This window comes from Bacillus jepli (assembly GCF_047238305.1).
GTDB lineage: Bacteria > Bacillota > Bacilli > Bacillales > Bacillaceae_L > Ferdinandcohnia.
Map to the genome: position 1 here is coordinate 1,959,707 of NZ_JBDFMO010000001.1, position 25,363 is coordinate 1,985,069.

28 protein-coding genes, 1 pseudogene and 1 riboswitch are annotated in these 25,363 nt (G+C 37.6%); of the genes and pseudogenes, 26 read left to right on the forward strand and 3 right to left on the reverse strand.

Going from position 1 to position 25,363, the window contains the following annotated elements; genetic code table 11:
* Positions 1 to 92: 92 nt before the first annotated feature.
* The 9 genes from ABC371_RS09850 to ABC371_RS09890 all read left to right on the forward strand — a co-directional run bounded on the left by ABC371_RS09850 (position 93) and on the right by ABC371_RS09890 (position 5,908).
* Positions 93 to 272 carry a hypothetical protein gene (locus tag ABC371_RS09850; protein ID WP_412896642.1) on the forward strand — a complete coding sequence of 60 codons (180 nt, stop codon included), beginning with the start codon at positions 93 to 95 and terminating at the stop codon, positions 270 to 272.
* Positions 273 to 372: 100 nt separating this feature from the next.
* On the forward strand, positions 373 to 660 hold the full coding sequence (locus ABC371_RS09855; RefSeq protein WP_412896643.1) for a hypothetical protein: 288 nt from the start codon (positions 373 to 375) through the stop codon (positions 658 to 660).
* 20 nt (positions 661 to 680) lie between these two features.
* Complete coding sequence (locus ABC371_RS09860) at positions 681 to 1,358, forward strand: VOC family protein (RefSeq protein WP_412896644.1); 678 nt, start codon at positions 681 to 683, stop codon at positions 1,356 to 1,358.
* Between the two features lie 6 nt (positions 1,359 to 1,364).
* Complete coding sequence (locus tag ABC371_RS09865; RefSeq protein ID WP_412896645.1) at positions 1,365 to 1,877, forward strand: hypothetical protein; 513 nt, start codon at positions 1,365 to 1,367, stop codon at positions 1,875 to 1,877.
* 33 nt (positions 1,878 to 1,910) lie between these two features.
* Positions 1,911 to 2,456: a DUF1697 domain-containing protein gene (locus ABC371_RS09870; RefSeq protein ID WP_412899315.1), complete on the forward strand. Its 546-nt coding sequence runs from the start codon at positions 1,911 to 1,913 to the stop codon at positions 2,454 to 2,456.
* Positions 2,457 to 2,561: 105 nt separating this feature from the next.
* Entirely contained in the window at positions 2,562 to 3,131 is a 570-nt protein-coding gene (locus ABC371_RS09875) for a DUF421 domain-containing protein (protein WP_412896646.1), read from the forward strand.
* A 145-nt stretch (positions 3,132 to 3,276) separates the two neighbouring features.
* The gene (locus ABC371_RS09880; protein WP_412896647.1) at positions 3,277 to 3,843 is read left to right on the forward strand and encodes a TetR/AcrR family transcriptional regulator; all 567 of its coding nucleotides are present in this window, start codon (positions 3,277 to 3,279) and stop codon (positions 3,841 to 3,843) included.
* Positions 3,844 to 3,962: 119 nt separating this feature from the next.
* Entirely contained in the window at positions 3,963 to 5,417 is a 1,455-nt protein-coding gene (locus ABC371_RS09885) for a DHA2 family efflux MFS transporter permease subunit (protein WP_412896648.1), read from the forward strand.
* A gap of 47 nt (positions 5,418 to 5,464) precedes the next feature.
* On the forward strand, positions 5,465 to 5,908 hold the full coding sequence (locus tag ABC371_RS09890) for a universal stress protein (RefSeq protein ID WP_412896649.1): 444 nt from the start codon (positions 5,465 to 5,467) through the stop codon (positions 5,906 to 5,908).
* 60 nt (positions 5,909 to 5,968) lie between these two features.
* Here the strand turns inward: ABC371_RS09890 and ABC371_RS09895 are convergent, their stop codons facing one another.
* On the reverse strand, positions 5,969 to 6,421 hold the full coding sequence (locus ABC371_RS09895; RefSeq protein ID WP_412896650.1) for a CBS domain-containing protein: 453 nt from the start codon (positions 6,419 to 6,421) through the stop codon (positions 5,969 to 5,971).
* A 343-nt stretch (positions 6,422 to 6,764) separates the two neighbouring features.
* On the opposite strand from ABC371_RS09895, the gene ABC371_RS09900 reads away from it, so the two are divergent.
* Together ABC371_RS09900 and ABC371_RS09905 are read left to right on the forward strand one after the other, a co-directional pair.
* A complete protein-coding gene (locus ABC371_RS09900) occupies positions 6,765 to 7,364 on the forward strand; it encodes a putative RNA methyltransferase (RefSeq protein WP_412896651.1) in 600 nt (199 codons plus the stop codon).
* The gene (locus ABC371_RS09905; protein WP_412896652.1) at positions 7,361 to 7,624 is read left to right on the forward strand and encodes a class I SAM-dependent methyltransferase; all 264 of its coding nucleotides are present in this window, start codon (positions 7,361 to 7,363) and stop codon (positions 7,622 to 7,624) included. The genes ABC371_RS09900 and ABC371_RS09905 overlap by 4 nt, the downstream gene beginning before the upstream one ends.
* Positions 7,625 to 7,719: 95 nt before the next feature.
* On the opposite strand, the gene ABC371_RS09910 is transcribed toward ABC371_RS09905, so the two are convergent.
* Positions 7,720 to 8,442 (reverse strand): polysaccharide deacetylase family protein, encoded by a 723-nt coding sequence (locus ABC371_RS09910; protein ID WP_412896653.1) that lies wholly within the window; start codon positions 8,440 to 8,442, stop codon positions 7,720 to 7,722.
* Between the two features lie 194 nt (positions 8,443 to 8,636).
* Here ABC371_RS09910 and ABC371_RS09915 point away from each other — a divergent pair, with 194 nt between their 5' ends.
* The 14 genes and pseudogenes from ABC371_RS09915 (at position 8,637) to ABC371_RS09980 (ending at position 22,355) form a co-directional block, all read left to right on the forward strand.
* Positions 8,637 to 9,734, forward strand: coding sequence for an FAD-dependent monooxygenase (locus tag ABC371_RS09915; protein WP_412896654.1), 1,098 nt, complete (start codon positions 8,637 to 8,639; stop codon positions 9,732 to 9,734).
* A gap of 239 nt (positions 9,735 to 9,973) precedes the next feature.
* Positions 9,974 to 10,537 carry a GNAT family N-acetyltransferase gene (locus tag ABC371_RS09920; protein ID WP_412896655.1) on the forward strand — a complete coding sequence of 188 codons (564 nt, stop codon included), beginning with the start codon at positions 9,974 to 9,976 and terminating at the stop codon, positions 10,535 to 10,537.
* 335 nt (positions 10,538 to 10,872) lie between these two features.
* Positions 10,873 to 11,920 (forward strand): annotated as a pseudogene (locus tag ABC371_RS09925) (flavin-containing monooxygenase).
* A gap of 17 nt (positions 11,921 to 11,937) precedes the next feature.
* Positions 11,938 to 12,246: an ArsR/SmtB family transcription factor gene (locus ABC371_RS09930; RefSeq protein WP_412896656.1), complete on the forward strand. Its 309-nt coding sequence runs from the start codon at positions 11,938 to 11,940 to the stop codon at positions 12,244 to 12,246.
* A 9-nt stretch (positions 12,247 to 12,255) separates the two neighbouring features.
* Complete coding sequence (locus tag ABC371_RS09935) at positions 12,256 to 13,209, forward strand: cation diffusion facilitator family transporter (RefSeq protein ID WP_412896657.1); 954 nt, start codon at positions 12,256 to 12,258, stop codon at positions 13,207 to 13,209.
* 102 nt (positions 13,210 to 13,311) lie between these two features.
* Positions 13,312 to 14,013 (forward strand): winged helix-turn-helix domain-containing protein, encoded by a 702-nt coding sequence (locus ABC371_RS09940; protein WP_412896658.1) that lies wholly within the window; start codon positions 13,312 to 13,314, stop codon positions 14,011 to 14,013.
* Positions 14,010 to 15,413 carry an ATP-binding protein gene (locus ABC371_RS09945; RefSeq protein ID WP_412896659.1) on the forward strand — a complete coding sequence of 468 codons (1,404 nt, stop codon included), beginning with the start codon at positions 14,010 to 14,012 and terminating at the stop codon, positions 15,411 to 15,413. Before ABC371_RS09940 ends, ABC371_RS09945 begins: the two co-directional genes overlap by 4 nt.
* A gap of 121 nt (positions 15,414 to 15,534) precedes the next feature.
* Positions 15,535 to 16,932: a S1C family serine protease gene (locus ABC371_RS09950; RefSeq protein WP_412896660.1), complete on the forward strand. Its 1,398-nt coding sequence runs from the start codon at positions 15,535 to 15,537 to the stop codon at positions 16,930 to 16,932.
* 26 nt (positions 16,933 to 16,958) lie between these two features.
* Entirely contained in the window at positions 16,959 to 17,831 is an 873-nt protein-coding gene (locus ABC371_RS09955; RefSeq protein ID WP_412896661.1) for a peptidylprolyl isomerase, read from the forward strand.
* Positions 17,832 to 18,057: 226 nt separating this feature from the next.
* On the forward strand, positions 18,058 to 18,342 hold the full coding sequence (locus ABC371_RS09960; protein WP_412896662.1) for a hypothetical protein: 285 nt from the start codon (positions 18,058 to 18,060) through the stop codon (positions 18,340 to 18,342).
* Positions 18,343 to 18,353: 11 nt separating this feature from the next.
* Positions 18,354 to 18,809: an NUDIX hydrolase gene (locus ABC371_RS09965; RefSeq protein ID WP_412896663.1), complete on the forward strand. Its 456-nt coding sequence runs from the start codon at positions 18,354 to 18,356 to the stop codon at positions 18,807 to 18,809.
* A gap of 133 nt (positions 18,810 to 18,942) precedes the next feature.
* Entirely contained in the window at positions 18,943 to 19,512 is a 570-nt protein-coding gene (locus ABC371_RS09970) for a DNA-binding protein (protein WP_412896664.1), read from the forward strand.
* Between the two features lie 13 nt (positions 19,513 to 19,525).
* A riboswitch (cyclic di-GMP riboswitch) is annotated at positions 19,526 to 19,610 on the forward strand.
* Between the two features lie 399 nt (positions 19,611 to 20,009).
* Positions 20,010 to 21,593: a peptide chain release factor 3 gene (locus tag ABC371_RS09975; protein WP_412896665.1), complete on the forward strand. Its 1,584-nt coding sequence runs from the start codon at positions 20,010 to 20,012 to the stop codon at positions 21,591 to 21,593.
* Positions 21,594 to 22,127: 534 nt separating this feature from the next.
* Positions 22,128 to 22,355, forward strand: coding sequence for a DUF2198 family protein (locus ABC371_RS09980; RefSeq protein ID WP_412896666.1), 228 nt, complete (start codon positions 22,128 to 22,130; stop codon positions 22,353 to 22,355).
* 113 nt (positions 22,356 to 22,468) lie between these two features.
* Here the strand turns inward: ABC371_RS09980 and ABC371_RS09985 are convergent, their stop codons facing one another.
* Positions 22,469 to 23,080: a hypothetical protein gene (locus tag ABC371_RS09985; protein ID WP_412896667.1), complete on the reverse strand. Its 612-nt coding sequence runs from the start codon at positions 23,078 to 23,080 to the stop codon at positions 22,469 to 22,471.
* 300 nt (positions 23,081 to 23,380) lie between these two features.
* Here ABC371_RS09985 and uvrB point away from each other — a divergent pair, with 300 nt between their 5' ends.
* Positions 23,381 to 25,360 carry an excinuclease ABC subunit UvrB gene (uvrB, locus tag ABC371_RS09990; protein ID WP_412896668.1) on the forward strand — a complete coding sequence of 660 codons (1,980 nt, stop codon included), beginning with the start codon at positions 23,381 to 23,383 and terminating at the stop codon, positions 25,358 to 25,360.
* Positions 25,361 to 25,363 lie beyond the last annotated feature (3 nt).

A 25,363-nucleotide genomic window follows, 5' to 3' on the forward strand; every position in this document is an offset into this window, starting at 1 on the left:
CTTTGGATACAAGTGTTTTAGGAATATTGTAATTGACTAGCGAATAAACGTTTATTACAAACCTTCTTAATCTAATTCAAGGTGTTGATCTTTTGAAGAGGAAAAAGAACATACATGCAGCCATTTTATTGTTAATTTTGCTGCTTCTTGTCTTAATCGTTCATGTCATTCTACATGTGAATGTTTATATCGTGTACAGCGCAAGTTTAGGCACGATTTTTATGATTGGGCTTATTATTTTCCTCATCATTTTGCTCATTTTAAAAACGTAAGCGTTTTAAAGAAGTGTTAATCAAAGCAGGATTAACACTTCTTTTTGTTGAAAATTAATGATATGAAACAAATTTTCATTTGGGTGGATTGGAGGTATTTATGGAATTCCTGTTTTGGCCATGTATGATTGGTTCTCTTATTCTTTCCATTGTAGCGATACGGTTAAAAAAGCCATCGATGCTTGTAATTTCTTCAATATTAATACTACCAATGGCACTATATTTAGCAGCTACACCACGTTTTGAAATCTGGGGGCTCATCTTTCCGCTTTTTTATGTGGGAGCCGCAGTATCCCTTGCCAAAAGAATAAAATGGTTATCCATCTTGCTGATTGCACCAAACTTCATCCTAATTGGATGGATAGGCTTTACTGTAATGAATCAATAGTGTTTAAGGAGTGTCTATTCATGCATATAAAATTAGTCATTTTACAAACAGATCGAATCAATGAAATGAAGAGGTTCTATGTGGACCGTTTTGGATTTTCTATACTAAAAGAGGATACAAATAGTTTTCGCATTGCGGTCGGTTCAAGTGAGCTAGAATTTACATCGGAGAACGTCAAAGGAAATCCTTTTTACCACTTTGCATTTAATATTCCATCAAACCAGTTTCATGATGCGAAGCTATGGGTAAAAGAGAGAGTCGAATTAAATGTTGAGGATGGAGAGGATGAAGCCTATTTTTCCTTCTTTTCCGCAAATGCTTTATATTTCTACGACCCTGCAGGGAATATTGTCGAGTTTATTTCTAGAAAAACTTCCGGAGAGAGAACAAAGCCATTCTCGGTAGAAAATGTGTTAAATATTAGTGAAATCGGTCTAACTGTAGATGATGCTGTAAGTGTTGGAAATAGGTTGATTGAGATCGGTATACATGAGCGGAACAACGAATCATTGAGCCAAACATCGCTTAATTTCATGGGAGAGAAAACTATGGGAATATATATTATCCTTAATCAGCCAGGGAGAAGGTGGATTTTCTCTGATAAGATATCTACAGTCTATCCTATTGAAATTCGCACAAATGACGATAGTAGAATTACGGTTAATTCCGATAATCTAGTAGAGATATATAAGGGTTGAGAGAAGATGAGTAAAAAAGGAAAGCTAATTTTTCGCATTTCAATTGCGTTAAATATTATCCTAATTGCTGTTGTTGCGTGGAATTATATGAAAATGAATTTTGTAAAGGATCAGGTACTCCTGACAGAGGTTCAAACAAACCTAGTAGAGTTAGAAGGTTTAATCAAACATCAAATGGATAACAACTGGTCAGAGCCCAATTTAGTTACAGCTGAGTTAAGGGATATCTTGGACGGAATTTGGCTTGGCATAACAACAGGGGAACAATTGGGAACCATTTCAGATAGGGATAAGGTAATTCTGACCCAATTATATCATCGACTAAACCAATACCCTACAGATGAATTATATCGTCTCGCAACTGTTACCGAGACTGATCAAAAGAACTTTGAAGAACTGCGTGAAATCCTCCGAGATGCAGGATTTGGTCTAAATCTTCAGGTTAGCGTTGAGTTTGAATACTTTATCGAACAAGCGGAAAAATTGGAGAAAAATATTGAAGTACCTTTAAATAACTAGGTATTAAGTAATTAAGTAGGGAGGAGGATGGTTATGATTTATATTGCACTTTTACGTGGGATTAATGTTGGTGGAAAAAATAAAATAGATATGAAGTTGCTTAAACAATCTTTTGAACAAGTCGGAATGAATGACGTGGTGACATACATCAATACAGGTAATATTATTTTTTTAAACAAAGGAAAATCAAAAACAGAACTGTCACGTCTTTTGGAGGAAGCGATACATCAAGATTTTGGATTGCAAATTAAAATAGTCGTACGAAGTATAGATGATGTTAGAGGAATCATTAACGCTATTCCTGACTCGTGGAAAAATGACAAGGATATGAAATGTGATGTTATGTTCTTATGGGATGAAATTGATGATGAATCTGTACTTGAAAATTTGCTGGTCAAGCCAAACATTGACACGGTTAAATATGTACCGGGTGCGATTCTATGGTCCGTTGATAAGAAAAATGTAACAAAAAGCGGAATGTCAAAGATCATTGGAACTAAGATATACAAACAAATTACAGTCAGAAATGTCAACACTGCTCGTAAGATATATGAGTTGATGCAGGCTAATAATTGGTAGGTATGGATACGAAATGGGATTTTTGAATGGCAAAGAAGCGTATTTTTTAGAAAATAAAGGGAAATTTAATAGTATCGTTAATCATTAGTTAAATTGAGGGATAAAATGAATTATATTTGGGAAGCTTTAGCAATCTTATTTACTGGTTTTTGCTTATTTCGGATTGCAGGTAAAAAAACTGTGGCTGAAATGACTGCATTGGAAACGATAACCATTTTGGCCATGGCCTCCACAATAGGTCACGCTATTTCAGAGAATGACCTAATAAAAACAATATTTGCCTTATGTGCCCTTGTAACTCTTCTGATGTTTATTCAGTTTTTAGCTATTAAATTTAATATCATTGAAAAGTTATTTATAGGGAAGCCAACCACGGTTATTCAGGATGGGATCATTATAACCAACAATCTTAAAAAGCTACGCATGACTAGTGAACAGTTGGAAGCAATGATACGGCAAAAAGGAATTTCTTCGGTCACCGATGTTAAAACTGCTTCGGTTGAGATTACTGGGCAACTTGGGTATGAATTAATCAAAAACGCTAAGCCAGTAACAATCGGAGAATTAGAAAAAATGTTAAATCAACTGCAATCGAATATACTCCAACAGATTTCTGATAATGAACAAAGTCAATTTAAGAAACCAATCCAGAATGACAAAAAAATAAATGAGTAGCGTTTTTTTGTTCTTTTCGTGACACCATTTCCACCCGAATTAAGTTAACACTTTAAACGCAGTGAAAAAAACACTTGACTATAGGAAAAATTTTTTGATAAAGTTACAAACAGACCGGTTGGTATGGTGGGGGTGTGCTACGGGAATGGAAACAAAAAAGCGAATTATTGAGATCGCGACAAAGCTTTTCCAACAAAAAGGATATATAGGTGTAGGCTTAAGTGAAATTTTAAAAGCATGCAATATTTCAAAAGGGTCTTTATATCATCACTTTCCAAATGGAAAAGAAGAATTACTAATTGCTTGTCTGGAATCCTTGAATGAAGTGATTACACAAGATATTGAAAACATTTTTAATCAGTACCCGACTACTAAAGAAGCTATAAATGCTATGATCGATCAACTAATCGTTCATTTTGAAACGGAAGGAACGATTGCTGGATACACGTTTAGCAGCATCGTCAGTGAAATGGCTTCACTCAGCGAACCAGTCCGTCTTGCATGTTCACTTTTATATGCAAAAATGCAGAGTATTTATAGAAACAAGTTAGTAGGAGATGGATTTTCGACAGAAGTAGCTGAATCACTTGCTCTTACAATGGTAGCAACTGTCGAAGGTGGAATGATGCTTTGTTTAACACAAAAATCAAGCTTCCCACTCAAAACAATTTCTCAAGTAGTATCTAACTTATTACAGGAGTTTCATAAGTGAATAATATGGTTTTTGAAAAAACGGCTAATTCCTATTTTTCATGAGCACAAGCTCAGTAGAAGTGGGGATTGGCCTTTATTATGCAAAAAAATAGACTTAATACGGTAAAGGAGATTTTTATGAACACACAATTACAAGTCAAAAGTCCGAAAATAATGGCATTTATTTTAATGTTTGGTACCTTTATAGGATTATTTGGTGAAACAGCATTAAACATGGCATTAACTAACATTATGGGTGAATTTACAGTGAAACCTGCTATTGCCCAATGGCTAACAACGGGATATTTATTAGTATTAGCGATATTAGTCCCAATTTCTGCACTGTTGATGAAATGGTTCACTACAAGACAACTTGTTAACGGGGGACTAGTTATTTCACTATTAGGCGCAGTATTAGCTGCTTTATCTCCGAATTTTGCAATACTATTAGCAGGTCGTATTGTGCAGGCAATCGGAACGGGTGTTTTAATACCAGTTATGACGAGTGTTCTTTTAATTATTTTCCCGGTTCATAAACGTGGGGTTGTAATGGGGATCATGGGACTTGTTATTACATTAGGCCCTGCCTTAGGTCCAACACTTTCAGGGGTCATTATTAGTACGTTAGGTTGGCCATATATTTTCTGGATTAGCTCTATTTTATATGTATTATTAACCCTTATTGCTGTAGTTAAAATTGAAAATGTTTCTGAAATTACGAAACCGAAAATCGATTATTCATCAGTTGTTTTATCAACATTCGGTTTTGGAGGATTAATTTACGCATTAGCAACGATGGCCGAAGCAGCTGTCTCATCACCTAAAGTCTGGGCACCTTTACTAGTTGGAATAGTCGCACTTGTATTATTTGGACTTCGACAAATGAGAATGGCCCAGCCTATGGTGAACTTACGTGTATTTAAGTACCCTATGTTTACTTTGGGAACAGCGACGATGTTCCTTGGTATTTTAATGATTTTATCAGCGGGTATACTCTTGCCAATGTATCTAAAGGATGCTTTATTATATAGTGCAGCGGTGGCTGGTTTATTATTACTCCCTGGTAATGCAGTTAATGTTGTTATGTCACCTATTGTTGGTACTTTATTTGACAAATTCGGACCACGTGTTTTCGTCATTATTGGTTCTATTATTATTCTGATTGCTAATTTCATGTTTGCATCCGTAATAACGGCAACAACACCAGGTTGGCAAATCATTGTAGCATTTATGTTGTTCTTCTTTGGAATAACGATGGTCATGATGCCATCACAAACAAATGCCCTGAATCAGTTGCCACGTGAATTATATGCTGATGGTTCAGCTGCCATGAATACGTTAAATCAAGTAGCTGGGGCAGCGGGTACAGCGATTGCCATTACATTATTTACAGCTGGTCAAAGCAGTTACGTTGCTGACGTTTCAGGCGCATCAGAGCCAGAAACTTTAGCGGCCGGTGTAAAATATGCATTTTATTTTGTTACTGGAATTTCAGTTGTTACATTCATTTTATCTTTATTTGTAAAAAAGGGATCCAGCGTAAAGGAACAAGCAACATCAACAGTAAAAGCAACAGAACCTGTTCGAAACTAATTAACTATTGATAAAAAAGTACAGTGTTCAGAAGGAGATAATGTCATATGGGCAATCAGTATAAAAGTATTCTTGCAGCTGTGGACGGCTCAAAAGAAGCTGAATACGCATTCCGCAAATCAATCGATATTGCAAAAAGAAATAAGGGGTCAAAACTAACCATTGTTAATGTGTTAAATACTCATGCATACAAATCTTTTGACCGTTCAACGCTCGACCGTGCACAGCAGCAAGCAGAAGAGTTAGTTAATGATAATAAGGCAGAAGCACAGTCAAAAGGTCTCACAGATGTGAAGGCAGTCATCGAATATGGCTCCCCAAAAACAATGATTACAAATGAAGTTGCAGACTTTATCGATGCTGATCTGATTGTTTGTGGTGCCACAGGGCTGAACGCGGTTGAACGTTTCATTACTGGATCTGTATCTGGAGCTATCGTACGTTCGGCGAAATGTGATGTTTTAGTTACACGAAAACCAGAACAATTGTAAAACATCCTTACGATTCAAGAAACCATTCGTAAAATCAAGCTTTTGCGAATGGTTTCCTTTTTATGATATAAGAATTTTATTCGTTAAATTATGAATAACGTCCCCTCTGCTTATAACACCTATGACCCGGCCAGCCCCGTTGACTACGGGCAGTTTTTTGAAACGGTGCTTTGATAATAGACGCATGGTACTTTCGAAATCTTCATCAGGTGAGACGAAGATGATGTTTCTCTTCGTCATTATTTCTTTTACAGGTGTATCTAACTTTTCACGTACAACATCTTCCAATTCCCCATCCTCTATTAAGTAAACAAGTCCTGCAATCCCAATAGGTTTTGGAGTTAGGTAGCGTAGTACATCGCCATCTGAGACCATCCCGACTAAATGTCCTTGATCATCAACAACTGGTACACCGCCAATTCGATTTGTTTTAAGAATAAGTAGCAATTCTTTCACAGTATTGGAAGGTTTTACGGTAAATACTTTAGTAATCATGAAATCTCTTACCTTCATTGTCGATCGCTCCTTTTATTTGTAAACGGATTCAATGTCGGTATGTTCATATTCTAGCACAAATGAGAAGAAGATTGTCATTTGGGAATTTGACAAAATATCGAAAAGAGGTTTTGGATAGTATTGTAGATTGATTTACATCTAAAGCCCTGTTACCATAAAAATGGGTATAATCCCAAACTGAAACAAGGGAGTCAATTACTATGATTATTCAATTCATTCGTTATAGATAAAATGGGTATAGACGATTATCAGACCCCACTCGTTTTTTTGAACAGAAGGTGAGGGTTTATTTGTCTATGCCTTTTTCATTTTCTACTAACGAATGAATGAGGTGGCTTTTTTGTTAAAAAAGAATAAAAGAATACTAAGTGCAAATTATGTGAAAAAGTTTGAAACGATGTTTGCTTGTCCTATTTGCCATTCGACCATGAAGGTTATGGAGTCTAAAAGCTTTATCTGCTCCAATCACCATACGTTTGATTTTACGAAACATGGATATGTCAATTTTATGACTCGTCCGGTAAATGCAAAGTACAACAAGGAACTCTTTGAATCGAGACGAAATCTTATTGTTGATGAAGGTTTTTTCGAGCCACTAAATCATGAAATTGCAGACATTATCGATGCATATTCAGGAAATACAATTTCTATTCTTGACATGGGATGTGGTGAAGGCTCGCAACTGAATACTATTAGTAAGATTGTAAATAAAGATGCTGTTGGAATAGGAATTGATATTTCTAAGGAAGGTATTAAATCAGCTTCTAAAAATTACACCGATAAGATTTGGGCGGTGGCAGACCTTGCAAACGCACCGTTCCAGGATGTAACATTTGATGTCATTCTCAATATTTTGTCTCCATCAAATTATACTGAATGTAATAGACTACTGAAGACAAATGGAGTTGTCATTAAAGTTGTTCCTTCAAGTGTTATTTGAAAGAATTACGGGAACGAATCTTTGAAAACCGTTCCTATTCTAATATGAATACAATAAAAAGATTTCAAGAGAACTTTCGATTTGTTGATCAAAAAAGGTTAACATATACTAAAATACTTGATAAACCTGCAATTGAATGGTTAATTCAGATGACACCAATGACATGGTCGAAAAAAGAAGAAGTAACTTCATTTTTAAATAAGGAATCATTTCAAATTACAATTGATTTTGAAATATTGATTGGTAAAAACAATCTGTAACGATATAAAAAGTGCCTACTTTTTAGTGGGAAAGATTTAAAAAATGCAGTGGGGGATATAATCCCCATTGCATTTTTTAATTAAAAGTATGTCACCTATTTCCTCATCAAATCCCCCGTGTTAAGCTCAAACTCCGCATGGTCTCCAAGCGCATGTGGAACTTGAATGCTTATGACAACCGTATGATTAAGATAGTAAGAAAAAATTCCATATGGATTTTCGTTTGGATCTGGGAGATCTGCCTTAGTAAATGCCTCAACGAGATCTTGGTTATTAAACGTATTCAAATATTCGATGATAGCTGCTTGTTTTTCTATATTTGGCTCTTGTGGATTCTCCCAATCAATATACTTCGTATTCTTAATTGTTTCAATGAACTGTTCATCAATTACAAATAGATCGGGTAACCTGATTTTCTCTCCTTTTTTGAAATCAATATTGGTGGTGAAAAGAAGATGAGTTGGATACATACCCCCATTATAATTACCGGTATATTGAACGGTGAAAGTATCTAATTCTGGTAGTATGACCTCGTAATCCATTTTGAGTGCAGCATCCCCATCCTGATATTGGTTCAGAAAAAGAATGGCATCCTCTTTAATGAGAGTATTGATATGTTGTTCCAGATCTTTATTTTGCATGTTTGTAAGCTGAGGATAGTGAATCGTTACCTGTCCGTTCTCATAAGTTGCGGTATCAACCTCAAAGGGCTCTGCGTTTTTGTCACTTTTTGGTTGTTGTGATGGCGTAGTTTGTTGGCTTCCGCAGCTCGTTAACATAATAGAAAATCCAAACATAATCACCATTAGAAATCTCAATGACGTCCCTCCTAATAAAATCAATGAATAGTTCATTTTACATAGTTGATTTCAATATTATGACAATCCTGAATGGAAATGAATATCAGTTGACCAAATAATGTATGGTTGTTATCATTTAATTATTGTTTAGTGAACTTTGTTTTCTATTAGGAAACTTATTTCATCATACGATTACTATAGAAGGTGAAAACATGAATCTACAGACAGATGTTTGTATTGTCGGCGGAGGCCCTGCGGGTGCATTGCTTGGCTATTTATTAGCTGAAAAAGGGATATCCACCATTGTTGTTGAGCGCACTTCAGGAAATGAACGTGAATTTAGAGGTGAGCACATTAACGCAGAAACCGAGGCCATTTTAAAAGAACATCAACTTTTTGATAAAATAGAGGCATTAGGATTATTAAAAATGAAAAAGGTTGAGTATTTATATGGAAGTAACATTGTTAAATCCATCGTCCCAACAGATGAGGATCACGTTGGAATCCATATTCCACAGCCACATTTTTTAACTGCAGTTTCTAAAGAAGCAGCGCAGTTTCCTAATTATCAACTGCTTTTAAACACAAGTGTCACTGAGTTAGTTCAGGACGAAAAAGGAAACTATACAGGTGTAAAAGCAAAACAGAATGGACAAGAAATCAATATCTCAAGCTCAATCGTGGTGGGCACGGATGGTCGTTATTCAACAGTACGAAAACTTGCAGGCATTGTCGCATCGGAGGAAACACATGGTTATGATGTGCTTTGGGCTAAAATTCCGGCACCTGCTGGTTGGGAGCCATCAACCAAAATGGTTCTTGTCAATGGTCATCAACTTGCATTGTTCACGCAAACAGGTGGCGTGATCCAAATTGGCTGGAACATTGAAGAAGGCACATTTAATACTTTACGAAAGAAACCTCTCGAGCCATTTTTGGAACCACTTTTAATAAGCTTTCCAGAATTAGAACCAATCGTTCGTCAGCATATCCAATCCTGGAAAAACTTCGTTTGTTTAAAAGTGTTCAGCTCAAAAGCAGACACTTGGGTGAAAGATGGTCTTGTCATCCTAGGAGATGCCGCTCACACGATGACGCCAACGGCTGCGATTGGAATTAACTGTGCGATTAAAGATGCTCACGTTTTAGCACCCATACTCGAGCAGGCCTTAATCGATCGAGATTTTAGCGAATCAAGATTAAAAGAATTCGAAATCATAAGACGAACTGAAATTGAGCAACAACAAGAAATGCAATTCGAAAAAGAAGTGTCCTTCCAAACCAATTTTTTAGAAGTGGTTGGACATTAAAAGTATGCAGATAAGCGCTGCATGCTTTTTTTTGCTGTAAAATAGCTAAAAATAGTATTTTGAGATTATAAACTGTAAATTGGAATTAAAAACAGTATTTCCAGATTAAAAACAGTAATTAAAAAATAAAAACAGTAAAGTTCCTAAGTTGAACCATTTTCTAATAAAAGAAAGGATTTTTCCTGTTTTTACCGAATTAGAACTATAGGGACCATGAAAACAGGGGGAACACAAATACAATGAATCTAGTCAAAATAAAGGGAGAAAAAGTAACCTTACGTCAAGTGGAAAAAGAAGATTTACCTACGCTTTGGGAGATGCGCTATAGCAACTTAAATCCAGAATGGAAAAAGTGGGATGCGCCCTATTTTACCCATAAGTTCATTGATAAAGAAACGTATTTAAAAAAAGCCGAGCACCAACTTACCATGCAGCACCATCCATTAGATCAAATGATTATTGAAGCGGATGGTCAAATCATTGGGACAGTCATTTTTTACTGGGAAAGTGAAGCAACCAGATGGCTTGAGATGGGCATTGTCATCTATCTTCCCGAATATTGGGGCAATGGATACGGAACGGAGACAATGAAGCTATGGATTGATTATTTATTTGAAACCATCCCATACATTGAAAGAGTCGGATACACGACGTGGTCTGGAAATCATCGGATGATTAAGGTTGGCCAAAAACTTGGCATGACGCTTGAAGCACGGATGCGAAAATGCCGCTATTATAATGGCGTCTACTATGATTCGATTCGAATGGGCTTACTTCGGGAAGAATGGGAACAATTGAAATAAGATGTTAAACCTGCATTTCAGGAGAAATGCAGGTTTTTTTAATAGGAGGACTTAGCTAACACCGATAGAAACGAATTATCGTCGATAGAATAAAATTAACGCCGATAGAAATGAATTATCGTCGATAGAACAAAATTAACGCCGATAGAAATGAATTATCGTCAATAAAAATCAAAATAACACTGATAAATTAAATTTTGGACTTGAAGGCGACGTGCGTAATGTCTCAAAAATGAACTAATTTCCAGCTTTTATTGACACCTTTTTTACCCTATCGTAATATTGTATATGAGCATATGTTCATATACTTTGTTGAATAGTGGGGATTTATTATTATGTATGATGTCGTAATTATCGGGGCTGGTCAAGCGGGTTTGGCCATGGGTTATTATTTACAAAAGACTAATCAATCTTTTCTGCTTTAAGATAAGGCAAAGGAAATCGGTGAAGTGTGGCGAAACCGGTATGATTCACTTACTCTTTTTACACCAAGAGGGTTATAGTGAACTTCCTGACTATCAGATGCAAGGCCCTAGACATGGTTACCCAACGAAGGACGAGGTTGCCGAATATTTTACACAATACGCATCACATCATTCTTTACCCATCCAGCTAGATACAACGATAACTAAGGTAACGAAGGCAGATACAGGTTTTATCATCGAAACAACAAACGGCGTTATTCGTGCTAAAAATGTGGTAACTGCAACAGGTCCGTTTCAGGAACCTCTCATTCCAAGTTTTGCACATACCTTATCTGATACAGTGTTTCAAATTCATTCCTCTCAATATAAAAATCCATCCCAACTCAAAAATGGACCTGTATTAGTAGTCGGTGGCGCAAACTCAGGTGCGCAAATTGCAGTTGAGCTGGCAAAGGAGCGGGAAGTGACCCTTTCAGCTAGTCAAAAATTTACCTTTATCCCGCAGGACCTAGGTGGCAGGAGCATTTTTTGGTGGTTTGATAAATTTGGTATACTCAAAGCAAATGTAACATTGAAATTAGGTCAAATAATAAAAAAACGCCCAGACCCGATATTTGGATTTGAATTAAAAAAGGCTGTAAAGTTCGGAAAAATCACTATAAAACCAAGAACCACAGAAGTAAAAGAAGATACATTCTTTTTCAAAGATAACAGCGCTTTACAGGTGGCTAATGTAGTATGGGCAACAGGATTTAGAGCGAATTATCAATGGCTGCAAATCCCAGAAGCATTAAAACAAAATGGTCAACCCCAACATAAAAGAGGTATCACGAATATAGAGGGTCTTTACTTTTTAGGTTTACCTTGGCAATACCGAAGAGGCTCAGCCTTGCTACAAGGAGTTGCAGACGATGCAGAATACATCGTTCAGCAAATCCAGGATGCCAAGCATTTTTAAGAAAGAAGGTTAAAAAAGTGGAACAAAAGGCTCATTCTTTTTTATCGCAAACAACAATTGATGAAGCATCACGGATTTTTAAAGCACTCGCCGATCCGACGCGAATTAAGATACTGTACCTATTATCTCAAGAAGAATGCTCGGTTAACCATATCGCAGAGGTCCTCGAAATGTCACAATCAGCTGTATCCCATCAGCTAAGCCTGTTAAGAAATCTACGCTTGGTGACATACCGACGTGAAGGTAACACATTTCTTTATACATATGATGATGAACATGTCATTACCTTGCTACACCAGGTCATTCATCATATTGAACACGAATAGGAGGGGAAAATGATGGGACATCATCACCATCACCACCATCATCACGGACACGACCATCATGGTCACCATCATCACCATCATTTCGATGAAGTGAGAGAAGGGAATAAAAAAGGTTTACTCATTGCTTTGATGATTACTACGGGCATTATGCTGCTTGAATTTTTCGGCGGACTAATTACAAATAGTTTAGCCCTACTATCCGACTCAGGTCATATGCTGAGTGACGCAAGTTCTCTATTTTTAAGTTTAGTGGCGTTTTGGTTTGCAACCAGACCTGCTTCACCGAAGAAAACCTACGGATTTTACCGATTTGAAATTTTGGCGGCGCTTTTTAATGCGGTTACGTTGTTTGTAATTGCGGGCTTTATCGTATATGAAGCATTTCAGCGCTTTTTTGATCCACCATCAGTTGCAAGTGGGACAATGATGATTATTGCTGGAATTGGACTATTAGCAAATTTACTTAGCGCTTGGTCATTGATTAGTAAAGGCGATGTCAAAAATAACGTCAACCTACGCAGTGCGTACCTACATGTTCTAGGAGATGCCCTAGGTTCCGTAGGGGCGATTATCGCCGGTGTGCTAATGCTACTCTTTGAATGGTATATTGCGGATCCAATTATTTCGGTTGTGGTAGCTCTCCTTATTTTAAAAAGTGCTTGGGGTGTTTTGACGACTTCAATTCATATCCTTATGGAAGGCACACCGATTACAATTGACCAAAAAGACGTCAAAGCAACACTTGAGGAAATTGACGGAGTGATTGATGTACATGACCTCCACATTTGGACGATTACATCTGGTATGGATTCACTCACTTGTCATATTTTAATCAAGGATGACCATGATAGTCAGGACATTTTACAGCAAGCGATTGATAAAATACGAGACAAATTCAAAATTGAGCACACCACGATTCAGATTGAAAAGTCAAATATAGACCATGTGGAAATGCGAGTATAAAAATATCAGGGGCATCCAATTATGGAGAGTCCCTTCTTTCATTTAAAGATGTTTGTGGTGTAAAATGATAGTACGATAGGTTCTATATTAGGAGTTGGAGACATGAAAGTTCTAGTTATAGAAGATAATGAAAGTGTTTGTTCTATGATTGAAATGTTTTTTTCAAAGGAAGGTATTGAAGGCGAGTTTATCCATGATGGGCTAAATGGGTATAACCGTTTTAAAGAGGAAAACTGGGATTTACTCATTGTGGATTGGATGCTGCCTGGAATGGATGGGGTGACCATCTGCCGAAAAATTCGCGAGGAGAAAAGCTCCGTTCCAATTATCATGCTCACCGCAAAGGACAGTGAATCAGATCAAGTACTGGGACTTGAGATGGGGGCGGATGATTACGTTACAAAGCCATTTAGCCCACTAGCCTTGATGGCACGGATTAAGGCGGTCACAAGACGCTACAATAGTAAGCCGTCAGAAGAAACGGAAACTGGAACACTTCGAACCGAACATTTTCAAATAAACAAGAATACAAGAGAAGTCATTCTAAATGGGACGCCGATTACGAACTTAACACCTAAGGAATTTGACTTATTGTATTATTTTGCACAGCATCCGAAGCAGGTATTTTCAAGAGAACAGTTATTGGACCGGGTGTGGGGCTACCAGTTTTATGGGGATGAGCGCACAGTTGATGTACATATAAAACGACTTCGTAAAAAACTAGGTACAGCCAACCAGCCCTTTTTCCATACAGTATGGGGTGTAGGCTACAAATTCGATGAGTCCATTGAGGGAGAAAAATGAAATTTCGGTACATGTTTCAGCAGCTTGTAAGTCACATCAGCGTGATTGTGGTTGCATTTGTTATTTTAAGTATTGTGTTTGCACATTACGTTGGGAATCTTGTCTTTGAAGAAAAAGTCCAAGAATTAACGACATACGGTGAGAATATCATTAGTGATATTAGTCGAACCTCTAATATCGATGGATTAATACGTCAATACTCAAACATGTTAGGTGAGAGAAATATATTATTTACGGTGTTTGATGAAAATGGTGTAAGCCTAAGTGCAGTCGGCGGATTTGTACCACAAGTGGAGTTGAGAAAAAAAGAATGGGACAAGGTCCGCAGTGGACATATCGTGTCAGTCAAACAGGATTATAAACGTTTTGAGCAGGAAGTAACGTTTATAGTCATGCCATATATGATTGGGCAATCCTTTGTTGGGGGGGTCCTTCTAGCGTCACCTATCAGTGGAACACAAGAAATGATCAGTGATATTAACCAATACTTGTTTTACACGATGTTTTTGGCATTAGCAGTTGCTCTTTTAATGAGCTGGCTTCTGTCGACAATTCATGTGAAGCGAATCAAACGCTTAAGGAAAGCAACCTCGATGATTTCAGCTGGCGATTATTCAGTGAAACTGCCTTCTTCTGATTTTGATGAAATAGGTGAGCTATCACAGGACTTTAACAAAATGGCGCAACGGTTGCAGAAATCAATGGAGGAAATTGAAAGCCTTGAGAGCAGGAGACGGAAATTCATGGCCGATGTCTCGCATGAAATGCGGACACCTCTTACAACAATTAGCGGTGTGATTGAAGGAATAAAAAACGATCTGATTCCTGAAGAAGAAAAGGAAAAGGGTGTTCAATTAGTAAGTCAGGAAACAAAACGCCTGATTCGTCTTGTGAATGAAAACTTGGACTATGAAAAAATTCGTTCAAATCAAGTAACTCTTCAAAAGGAAATGGTTGAATTAATCGAAGTACTAGAGGTTGTAAAAGATACTCTTGAGTCACAGGCGGATGAAAAAAATGATCAAATAATCGTTGAGGTTTCCGAAGGTTTGACGATTACAGCCGATTACGATCGCTTGATTCAGATCTTAATCAATATTATAAAAAATAGTATTCAGTTTACAGATAACGGCACTATTTGGATTCGTGGAAGCGCAGGAGAGCACGAAACGATTATCGAGATTGAAGATACGGGAGTAGGAATCGATCCAGCTGAAATCGAGAATATCTGGCATCGGTTTTACAAGGCAGATGTTTCAAGAACTGGTACGCCTTTCGGGCAATTCGGTCTAGGACTTTCGATTGTGAAACAGCTCATCCAACTCCACAATGGTAATATTGAAGTATCTAGTGAAAAAGGAAAAGGAACTAAATTCGTCATTCGAATTCCATCTGAGTAAATCCATCATTTTTTTGGTGGATTTTCTTCAATTTTTCCACTTCTTTTCAAGGTTTGTTAATATTTTGTTCATAATTTTTGTCTATGATAGATACATGGAGTTAGTTAAGGAGGAATTCATAATGGAAAACGATAAACGTTTTGATGAATTTAATCATACAGAAGATCAACCAAACAACTTAGATAATCATAATGACGAAAATCATTCTGAACAACAAGAGATGAAATTTGAACCTGAAGTAGAGCAAGTGAATCCCGTACCGGTTGAGGCAGAAACGAATCAGCAATTGGCGGTTACCGAAGAAACAACACTTCGCTCATCAAATCCAAAAGAGAAAAAATCAAATGGAAAGATGAAAAGCTTTCTTTCCATGGTATCTGCTGGGGTCCTTGGTTCGGCATTAACACTGGGAGTAGCGCCTCATATTGACGGCTTACAAGGATATTTTAATTCAGGTGAATCTGCGACCGAGCCTCAATCTGAAGTAATTGAAGCTTCTGGTCCTGTGAAAATCCAACAAACAGCAGTCAATGACTCAATGTCTTCTGTTGCGGATATGGTTGAAGATGCATCGAAAGGTATCGTTGGAATTACGAGTATGCAAGCACAACAAAATCCGTTTAGTAGAAATAACTCACAAAGTGTCCCTAGTGGAACAGGTTCCGGAGTTATTTTCCAAAAGGATGGAGACAAAGCTTATATTGTAACGAATAACCACGTAATCGAAAATGCAAACGAAGTGGAGATCTCACTTTATAATGGTGAAAAAACAATGGCGAAGTTGATCGGTACAGATCCATTAACTGATTTAGCTGTTTTAGAAATTGATGCTAAAAATGTAGAGGCGGTTCTACAATTTGGTGATTCTGAAACTCTACGCCCTGGTGACCAGGTATTTGCAATTGGGAACCCACTTGGACTTGATTTATCAAGAACCGTTACATCGGGGATTGTAAGTGCAAAGGACCGAAGCATTTCTGTTGATACCTCTGCAGGTAGCTGGGAATTAAACGTTATTCAGACTGATGCGGCCATTAACCCTGGTAACAGTGGTGGTGCTCTATTAAATACACAAGGGCAAGTCATTGGAATTAACAGTTTAAAGATTGCCAATAGTGGTGTTGAAGGATTAGGATTTGCCATCCCTAGTAATGATGTCGTACCGATTATTAACAGTTTAATTGAAAGTGGTAAAATTGAGCGTCCATTTATCGGTATCGGATTAGCGGATCTTGGGGAAATACCAAGAATGTATTATGCCGACCTTCCTGAAGATATAAAAGAAGGAGTTATTGTAACAAGTGTTGCACAGAACTCTGCTGCTGAAAAAGCTGGATTAAAAATGACCGACGTGATTGTGAAAATCAATGACACTGAAGTTAAGAGTTCAATGGATCTTCGAAAATATTTATATTCAAAAGTAAAAATTGGTGATGAAATTCAATTGAGCTTTTATCGCGGCGGTAAACTTGAAACAGCAAAACTAACCTTAACAAGCAATAATACAGGAATTGAATAACTTATAGTGGTGAAGGGAATTAAAGAATGGGGAAAACAAAACTAGCCTGGGCCGTTGGGTCAATCTTATGTATTGCACTCATCGCGATCATTGGATTCACATATGTAAAGAAGGATGTAGTTGCAAGTGTAAATGGCGTGGAAATTGAACGCGATGAGCTTCATACATCATTAGAGAAATTTTACGGATCACAGGTTTTAGAGACACTAATCACGAATAAAATCATTGCTCTAGAAGCAGAGAAGGAAAACATAGAAGTTTCTGACGAAGAGATAGATAAGGAGTTGCAGGCATTAATCGACTCCTATGGAGGAGAGGAAACTTTTACGAGTGCCATTGAAGCGAGTGGAGCAACCCGTAAAGATATCGAAAACGATATCAAGCAATTTATTCAAACGAAAAAACTATTGGAACCTAGAATAGTAATTACAGATGATGAGTTAAAAACGTATTTTGAAGAAAACAAGGATTCCTTTGCGCAGTCCGAGCAGGTTCAAGCTAGTCATATCTTAGTTGATGATGAATCAACTGCAAATGAAGTTACGACAAAGCTTAGTGATGGTGCGGATTTTGCAGAATTAGCGAAAGAGTATTCAAAGGATACTGCTAATGCAGAGGCTGGTGGAGAGCTTGGCTATTTCGGAAAAGGTGAAATGGTTGCTGAATTTGAAAATGCTGCATTCTCATTGGGGATTGATGAAATTAGTGACCCAGTAAAAACAGACTTCGGGTACCATATCATCAAAGTGACCGATAAAAAAGAAGCGAAAGAAGCAACCTATGAAGATAGCAAAGACTCCATTTACGCAGTCCTGTTTGATCAAAAAATCTCAGAGGAATACAGTGCGTGGTTAACTGAAAAAACAGAGGAATACAAGATTGAGCGAAATCTATCCTAACTTGATTTAAGGCCCAAACCGAAAATATGGTTTGGGCCATTTTCATTAGTTTTGCAGGAAATACTTCCGACAAATTTTTCTGTTGCCGACAACATTTCCCGGGAAACGACAGCAGGTATTTGATACTGACAGTATTCTATTAAAAGGCGAAATTTTCAAATTTTATTTAATGGATAAATGTGATATTATTTCCATAAATATCAAGTTTCGATAAAAGGAGTGAAATATGAAATTTACAGTTGTATGTCTTTTTATACTATTTATTGTGATTGGAATAGTGAAAAACAAAGATAAGAATTATGCCAAACAAGTGGGGGTGTCATTGATGCTTCTGGGGACTTTGAATGCAATAGCCTTATACAACGTCGACAGTTTTTCAATTGACGATCCTGTACAATACTTAGATATTTTTTTCATTAGTCCAGAACGAATTGACACTTATGGGAATCTATCAATTGGAGTCGCACTAATTGGGCTCATCATCTATCTGTTTTCAGAGATTAAAAGATAGGAGGACTTGCCATGGGCTATATAGAAGAGTTAAGAAAATTGGTTGGCAACCGACCGCTTAATTTGGTTGGTACGGCAGTAGGAGTAATTAATGAAAAAGGAGAAATCTTGCTTCAGCAACGAATAAACGGTGTTTGGGGTGTTCCTGGTGGATTTTTAGAATTGGGAGAATCCACCGAAGAAGCGGGTAGGAGAGAAGTACTAGAAGAAACAGGGCTGCAAATCGGGAAGTTGGATTTAGTAGGCGTGTTTTCTGGAAAAACCCACTTTGTCAAACTCCCAAATGGAGATGAATTTTACCCAATTACCATTGCTTATGTCACAAGAGAGATTGTTGCTGGAAAGCTTGACGTAAATCGTGAAGAAGGATTAGATGCTCAGTTCTTTAGTCTCAGTGCACTTCCCGAAAACATGAATCCACTTATTCCAAATTTACTACAAAAATATCTTCAAACTAGAAAAGTATAAAAAGCACTTGACAATCTATAAAAAAATAAAATTACCAATGTTTTTTTAGTCCGATAGTATGATATGATAGTGGTATGTCATCAAAAGGCCTTTCATTCTTAGTGCTATTAAGAATGAAAAGGGGAATTTTGATTTGAAGAAAAGAACATGGAAGTATGAGGAAATAGAGTTTTTGAAGGATAATGTAGGTCGAATGAAAATCTCTACGATTGCGACTCACCTAGATAGAACGGAAACAGCCGTTGAGTTAAAGATTAAGAGATTAGGGATTTCCAATACGAAGTCCTTCACCGGTCAATTAACGATGCATGAATTGGCAACTCTATTAAAAATTGATCCAAAGTCTGTAAAGCTATGGATTGACAACCATGGATTAAGGTACACAAAAAAGGCAACACGAAATACACGGAAATTTTACTTTATTAAACCTGAAGATTTTTGGGATTGGGCAAAGAACAATAAAGACCGAATTGACTTCTCCAAGATTGAAAAAAATGCGATTGTTCCTGAACCTAGCTGGGTTGAAGGGGAACGTTCCAAGCAAAAGAGGGTCAATTACAGGTCATGGACTACGGTTGAAATTCATTCCATGATCGAACTTGTCGCAATGGGGAAACCATTTTCAGACATCGGCAAAAGATTAAATCGTAGCCCAATTAGCATTCAACGTAAATATCAGCGTATGCGCAACGCCATTAGATAAGCAGAATACCAAACTATACAAAAGGCAAAATTGTTGAAAGACGATGACGCAAAGCCACGGGCCTAAGGAGAATTCTCTATGGCGGCTGGGTTGCTATAGAATGGAAGGGTACCTTTATTTGATGACGAAAAATGGGAGAGTCTAGTTGGAAAACTAGATTCTCCCGTTTTCTTTTTGCTAGATTATTGGTCTAGTAACTTTCTATCTAACTCTTTAACGCCATTCATTATTTGTACTGCAAAACCGACACAAGTAAGAATAATACTTAAAGTAAGAAAATATGCTACAAACATGTAACCTTCACCTCATTACAGTATTTTTTCTATTTCTACTTTTAGTATAGTGCGAACCTGTATAGTAGGCTGTGATGTGTATCACAGATTAGCCTCTTTTTTTGATATTCCTCGTCAAAATTGGAATCAATTCACGTTGTAGTTCTTTTTTTAATGTGATATATTTTTTTAGATAGAAATTGTGATAACGGAAGGAAAATTTACATGAGTTATATAGATGAAGTTCAAAAGCGAAGAACATTTGCCATCATCTCACACCCGGACGCCGGGAAAACGACGATGACTGAAAAATTGCTATTGTTTGGTAACGTGATTCGTGAAGCGGGAACTGTAAAAGGAAAAAAATCAGGGAAATTTGCTGCATCGGACTGGATGGAAATTGAAAAGCAACGTGGAATCTCAGTCACATCAAGTGTTATGAGTTTTCCATATGAAAATTTTTATGTCAATATTTTGGATACACCGGGACACGAGGATTTCAGTGAGGATACCTATCGTACATTAACTGCTGTTGACAGTGTTGTGATGATTATTGACTCCACAAAAGGTGTTGAACCACAAACGATTAAGCTTTTCAAAGTTTGTCGAATGAGAGGAATTCCGATTTTTACATTCATTAATAAGCTTGACCGTGAAGGAAAGGATCCACTTGATCTGTTAGCGGAAATTGAAGAGGTGCTAGGGATTGAATCCTATCCAATGAACTGGCCAGTTGGTATGGGAAAACGATTTTTAGGGATTGTCGACCGTTATAACAATCGGTTCGTTCATTTTACTGGGAATGAAGATGAAAAAATCATTCCATTACAGGAGCTAGAGGACGGCAAACATCCAGAGATTACTGAAAGCCCGATTTATGACAGTGCACAAGACGAATTACTCTTATTAGACGAAGCTGGAAACAATTTTGATGTAGAGCGTGTAGCTAAGGGTGAACTTACACCTGTATTCTTTGGTAGTGCGCTCGCAAACTTTGGTGTAGAAACATTTTTCAATACATTTTTACAATTTGCCTCAGCACCGAAGCCTCGTAAAACAAACCTTGGATTAGTTCCACCAGAGGACGAAATGTTCTCCGGGTATATTTTTAAAATCCAGGCAAATATGAATACGAAGCATCGTGACCGGATTGCGTTCCTACGTGTCTGCTCCGGAAAGTTTGAGCGTGGAATGAGCGTTAACATCACTCGTACCGGTAAATCAATCAAATTGAATCAAACCCAACAATTTATGGCGGCAAGCCGTGAAACAGTTGATGAGGCATATCCTGGCGATATTATCGGAATTTATGACCCGAACGTCTATCAAATCGGTGATACATTGACGGCAGGTAAAGAAGATATGCATTATCAGGAGCTACCTGTGTTTCCACCGGAAATGTATCGTAAGGTTCGCGTAAAGAACGTGATGAAGGCGAAGCAATTTAGAAAAGGAATTGAGCAACTCGTTCAAGAAGGTGCGATTCAATTATTCAGACAGGAATCAAATGATGAATTTATTCTTGGTGCGGTTGGTCAGCTCCAATATGATGTGTTTGAATATCGATTAGAGGCAGAATACAATGTCGCAGTTGAATTCACTACCCTTGGAAATCGGATTCCAAGATGGATTGCGAACAAGAATGTCGATACACGCCTGTTCGATTCAAGAAGTTTACTTGTTCGTGACCGAAATGAGCGCTATGTAGTTTTATTTGAAAATGACTTTACCTATCGTTATTTCCAAGATAAAAACAAGGACATCGAACTCATTGATTTATTTGAAAGTAACGACTATAAAGGTGTTTAAAATAAATCGCCCAGAAACTTTTCTGGGCGATTTATTTTATGAAAGGATGCAGAAATTTGTTTCGAAAAATCGATTAGGATCCAGTTGTTGTACTAGTTTATGATAGTAGTGGAAATGGCGTCTTCACAGCGGGCGGTGCAAATTTTGAAACATAAATGATTGAGCTTGCTGGTGGGAAAAACATTTTTGAAGAAATTACTGACAAGCATTGGGTCACTGTTAGCTACGAAGAGGTTCTTGCTAGAAAGCCTGATGTGATTTTGATACACGACTATGAAGCACCTTCAACCGAACGAAAAATAAAGGACACCAAAAACACCCTGCCCTTTCACAGTTAGAAAGTGTTAAAAACGAAAACTTTGTTGTCATTTCGCTAGAGAGCGTATTACCTGGAAACTGTATGGCGTAAGCGGTGGAGAGTTTAGCGGAAGGGTTTTATCCAGAGGTGTTTGAATAGCAAGGGTAAATTATGTGTTTTACTTTCGTTGTTTTGGTATAGTAAATTTATGAAATTGTTGAAAGGACACGAATTTGATGCTATTGAAACTTTTGCTGGCGCTCATCCTTCCGGGTGTACTCGTCGTTTTCTTTACAAGGGTGACTTATAATTATTATGTAGGCTTCTTTCTAGCGGTTGCTCTAATTGCTGCATCCATATATAAAGGATATGCAGATTCCATTTATATCATTATTGCGGATATCATCTCGCTTGGATTGGGATTTCTGTATGCGAGGAACATGGGGAAAAGGGCTAAAAAATAAATGGGTATGTCGGGGGTTTAATGAAGGACTATTTGCTATAGAAGACGCAGCCAAACGTCCGTCATCTAGGGGATGAAGGACTGAATGCTCATGATGTTGCATCGGACAGTCCTTCATTTCTCCTCCATCTTCTCTAACTCTGTAACAAACACTGTTTTAATTTCAGCATCCCCAATTACCCCATTATGAAAGGTGTTTGAATCCATCCAGTAAAGCTCTCGGAAGCTAACCCCGTTATTTAACTCGATTTCTAAAAAAACACGTTTACCTTCAAATTTTCCAGTTAAGTGAAGACCATACGGGTCATCTAGTCCAAGCCGATACCAAGACTGGATAAATTGTTCCTTTGATTCGTCTGAAAATGTGTGTAGCCTGCTACCATCCTCGGTGCTTTCAATATGTATATTTTTTACCAATCCATCGAGTGGGTAAAGCTCCCCAGCTGTTTTTGCTTCCTTATTTTCATCAAAAACATATACTTTATCATCGGCAGCTACGATGAATGAAGAAGGGTATCCTTTTATCTCATAAATCGAAGTTCCTTTAGGCAAGTATGCGGCATCTCCATTAACCATCTTGTGATCACTGCATGCATGTTCATTCATCATGAAAGTCACCTTCCCAAGTTCTTTTCCCTTCTCGATTGAAATCGAGCCTAGTTTGTCGTAAGAATCAGGAAAATCATGTTGATACTTTACATCGTTATCATCAAAGCATCCACCCATTCAACAACTTCTCCATTTGGACAACCTGATATTCTGACATTGTTATTGCATGAAACTAAAAAGCCTAATACGAAAACGAGAATAAAGATTCCACACCTTTTTATCATAAAACACCTCACCACTACATGCTTTTTTCCAAATTATAACATGTTTTACAACAGATATTTTAAATAAAAAATCGAATATCAGTTCGTATTTTTGTTTGTTTTAGGTTGGTTTGTGGTACAATGTTTCTATCGAGAAAATGTCAGTGAAAAAACACATAAAACAGTTCAGAAAAAACGGATTGGAGGATTGCATGTGAAAGATCAATTTGAATTAGTTTCTAAATATTCCCCACAAGGTGACCAACCGAAAGCAATTAAAGAGCTAGTTGAGGGAATCAAGGCGGGGAAAAAATATCAGACCTTGTTAGGGGCAACTGGAACAGGAAAAACATTTACAATTTCAAATGTAATTAAAGAAGTAAATCGTCCAACCCTGATTATTGCCCATAATAAAACATTAGCTGGGCAGCTTTACAGTGAGTTTAAAGAATTCTTTCCTAATAATGCTGTTGAATATTTTGTCAGTTATTATGATTACTTCCAGCCCGAGGCGTATGTTCCCTCATCTGATACATATATCGAAAAAGACTCAAGCGTGAATGATGAAATTGATAAACTGCGCCACTCTGCAACATCTTCGCTTTTTGAACGACGCGATGTTATCATCATTGCCAGTGTATCATGCATCTATGGTTTGGGTTCTCCAGAGGAATATCGGGAACTCGTTGTGTCCCTACGTACGGGAATGGAAATTGAGCGTAATGAACTTTTGCATAAACTTGTGGATGTTCAGTATGAACGAAATGATATTGACTTCCGTCGCGGAACCTTCCGTGTAAGAGGAGATGTAGTCGAAATATTCCCAGCCTCACGTGATGAGCACTGTATTCGCGTGGAGTTTTTTGGTGATGAAATTGATCGGATTCGTGAAGTTGATGCTTTAACGGGTGAAATTCTTGGCGAACGTGAACATGTTGCCATTTTCCCAGCATCCCACTTCGTAACCCGTGAAGAAAAAATGAAAATCGCAATTAAAAATATTGAGGCGGAGCTTGAGGAACGGTTAGCAGAGCTTCGTGAAAATGGCCAACTTCTTCAAGCACAACGACTTGAGCAAAGAACCAATTATGACCTAGAAATGATGCGTGAAATGGGCTTTTGCTCAGGGATTGAAAACTATTCGCGACATCTAACATTACGACCACCAGGTTCAACACCATATACATTATTGGATTATTTTCCAGATGATTTGCTAATTGTTGTGGATGAATCGCACGTAACATTGCCACAGATTCGAGGCATGTTCAATGGTGACCAAGCGAGAAAACAAGTATTGGTGGACCATGGGTTCCGTCTTCCTTCCGCATTGGATAACCGCCCATTGCGATTTGAAGAATTCGAAAAGCATATCGATCAAATTATTAATGTTTCCGCTACTCCTGGACCGTACGAAATTGAACACACTGATGAAATGGTGGAACAAATCATCCGGCCAACTGGTCTACTCGACCCGATTATTGAAGTTCGACCAATTCAAGGCCAAATTGACGATTTATTAGGTGAGATTCAAGATCGCGTGAACAAAAATGAACGTGTTCTTGTGACGACTTTAACGAAAAAAATGTCTGAGGATTTAACGGATTACTTGAAGGATATTGGAATCAAGGTAAACTATTTGCACTCAGAAATTAAAACGCTTGAGCGGATTGAAATTATTCGCGATCTTCGTATGGGGAAATATGATGTACTTGTAGGAATCAACTTACTTCGTGAAGGATTAGATATTCCTGAGGTTTCACTTGTTGCCATTCTTGATGCCGATAAGGAAGGGTTCCTCCGTTCAGAACGTTCGCTCATCCAGACCATTGGTCGTGCAGCTAGAAATGCAAACGGAAGAGTCATTATGTATGCAGATAAGATTACGAATTCAATGGAAATCGCACTTAATGAAACAAAGCGTAGACGTGAGATTCAAGAGGAATATAACAAAAAGCATGGTATTACACCACAGACTATTCAAAAAGAAATACGAGATGTCATTCGGGCTACGGTGGCTGCAGAAGAAACAGAAAACTATGAAGCAGCACCTAAGTTAACAGGATTATCGAAGAAGGAACGCGATAAAGTAATAGCAGACATGGAAAAAGAAATGAAGGAAGCAGCAAAAGCCCTTAATTTCGAACGAGCGGCTGAATTACGTGACTTAATTTTGGAGTTAAAAGCGGAAGGATGACTT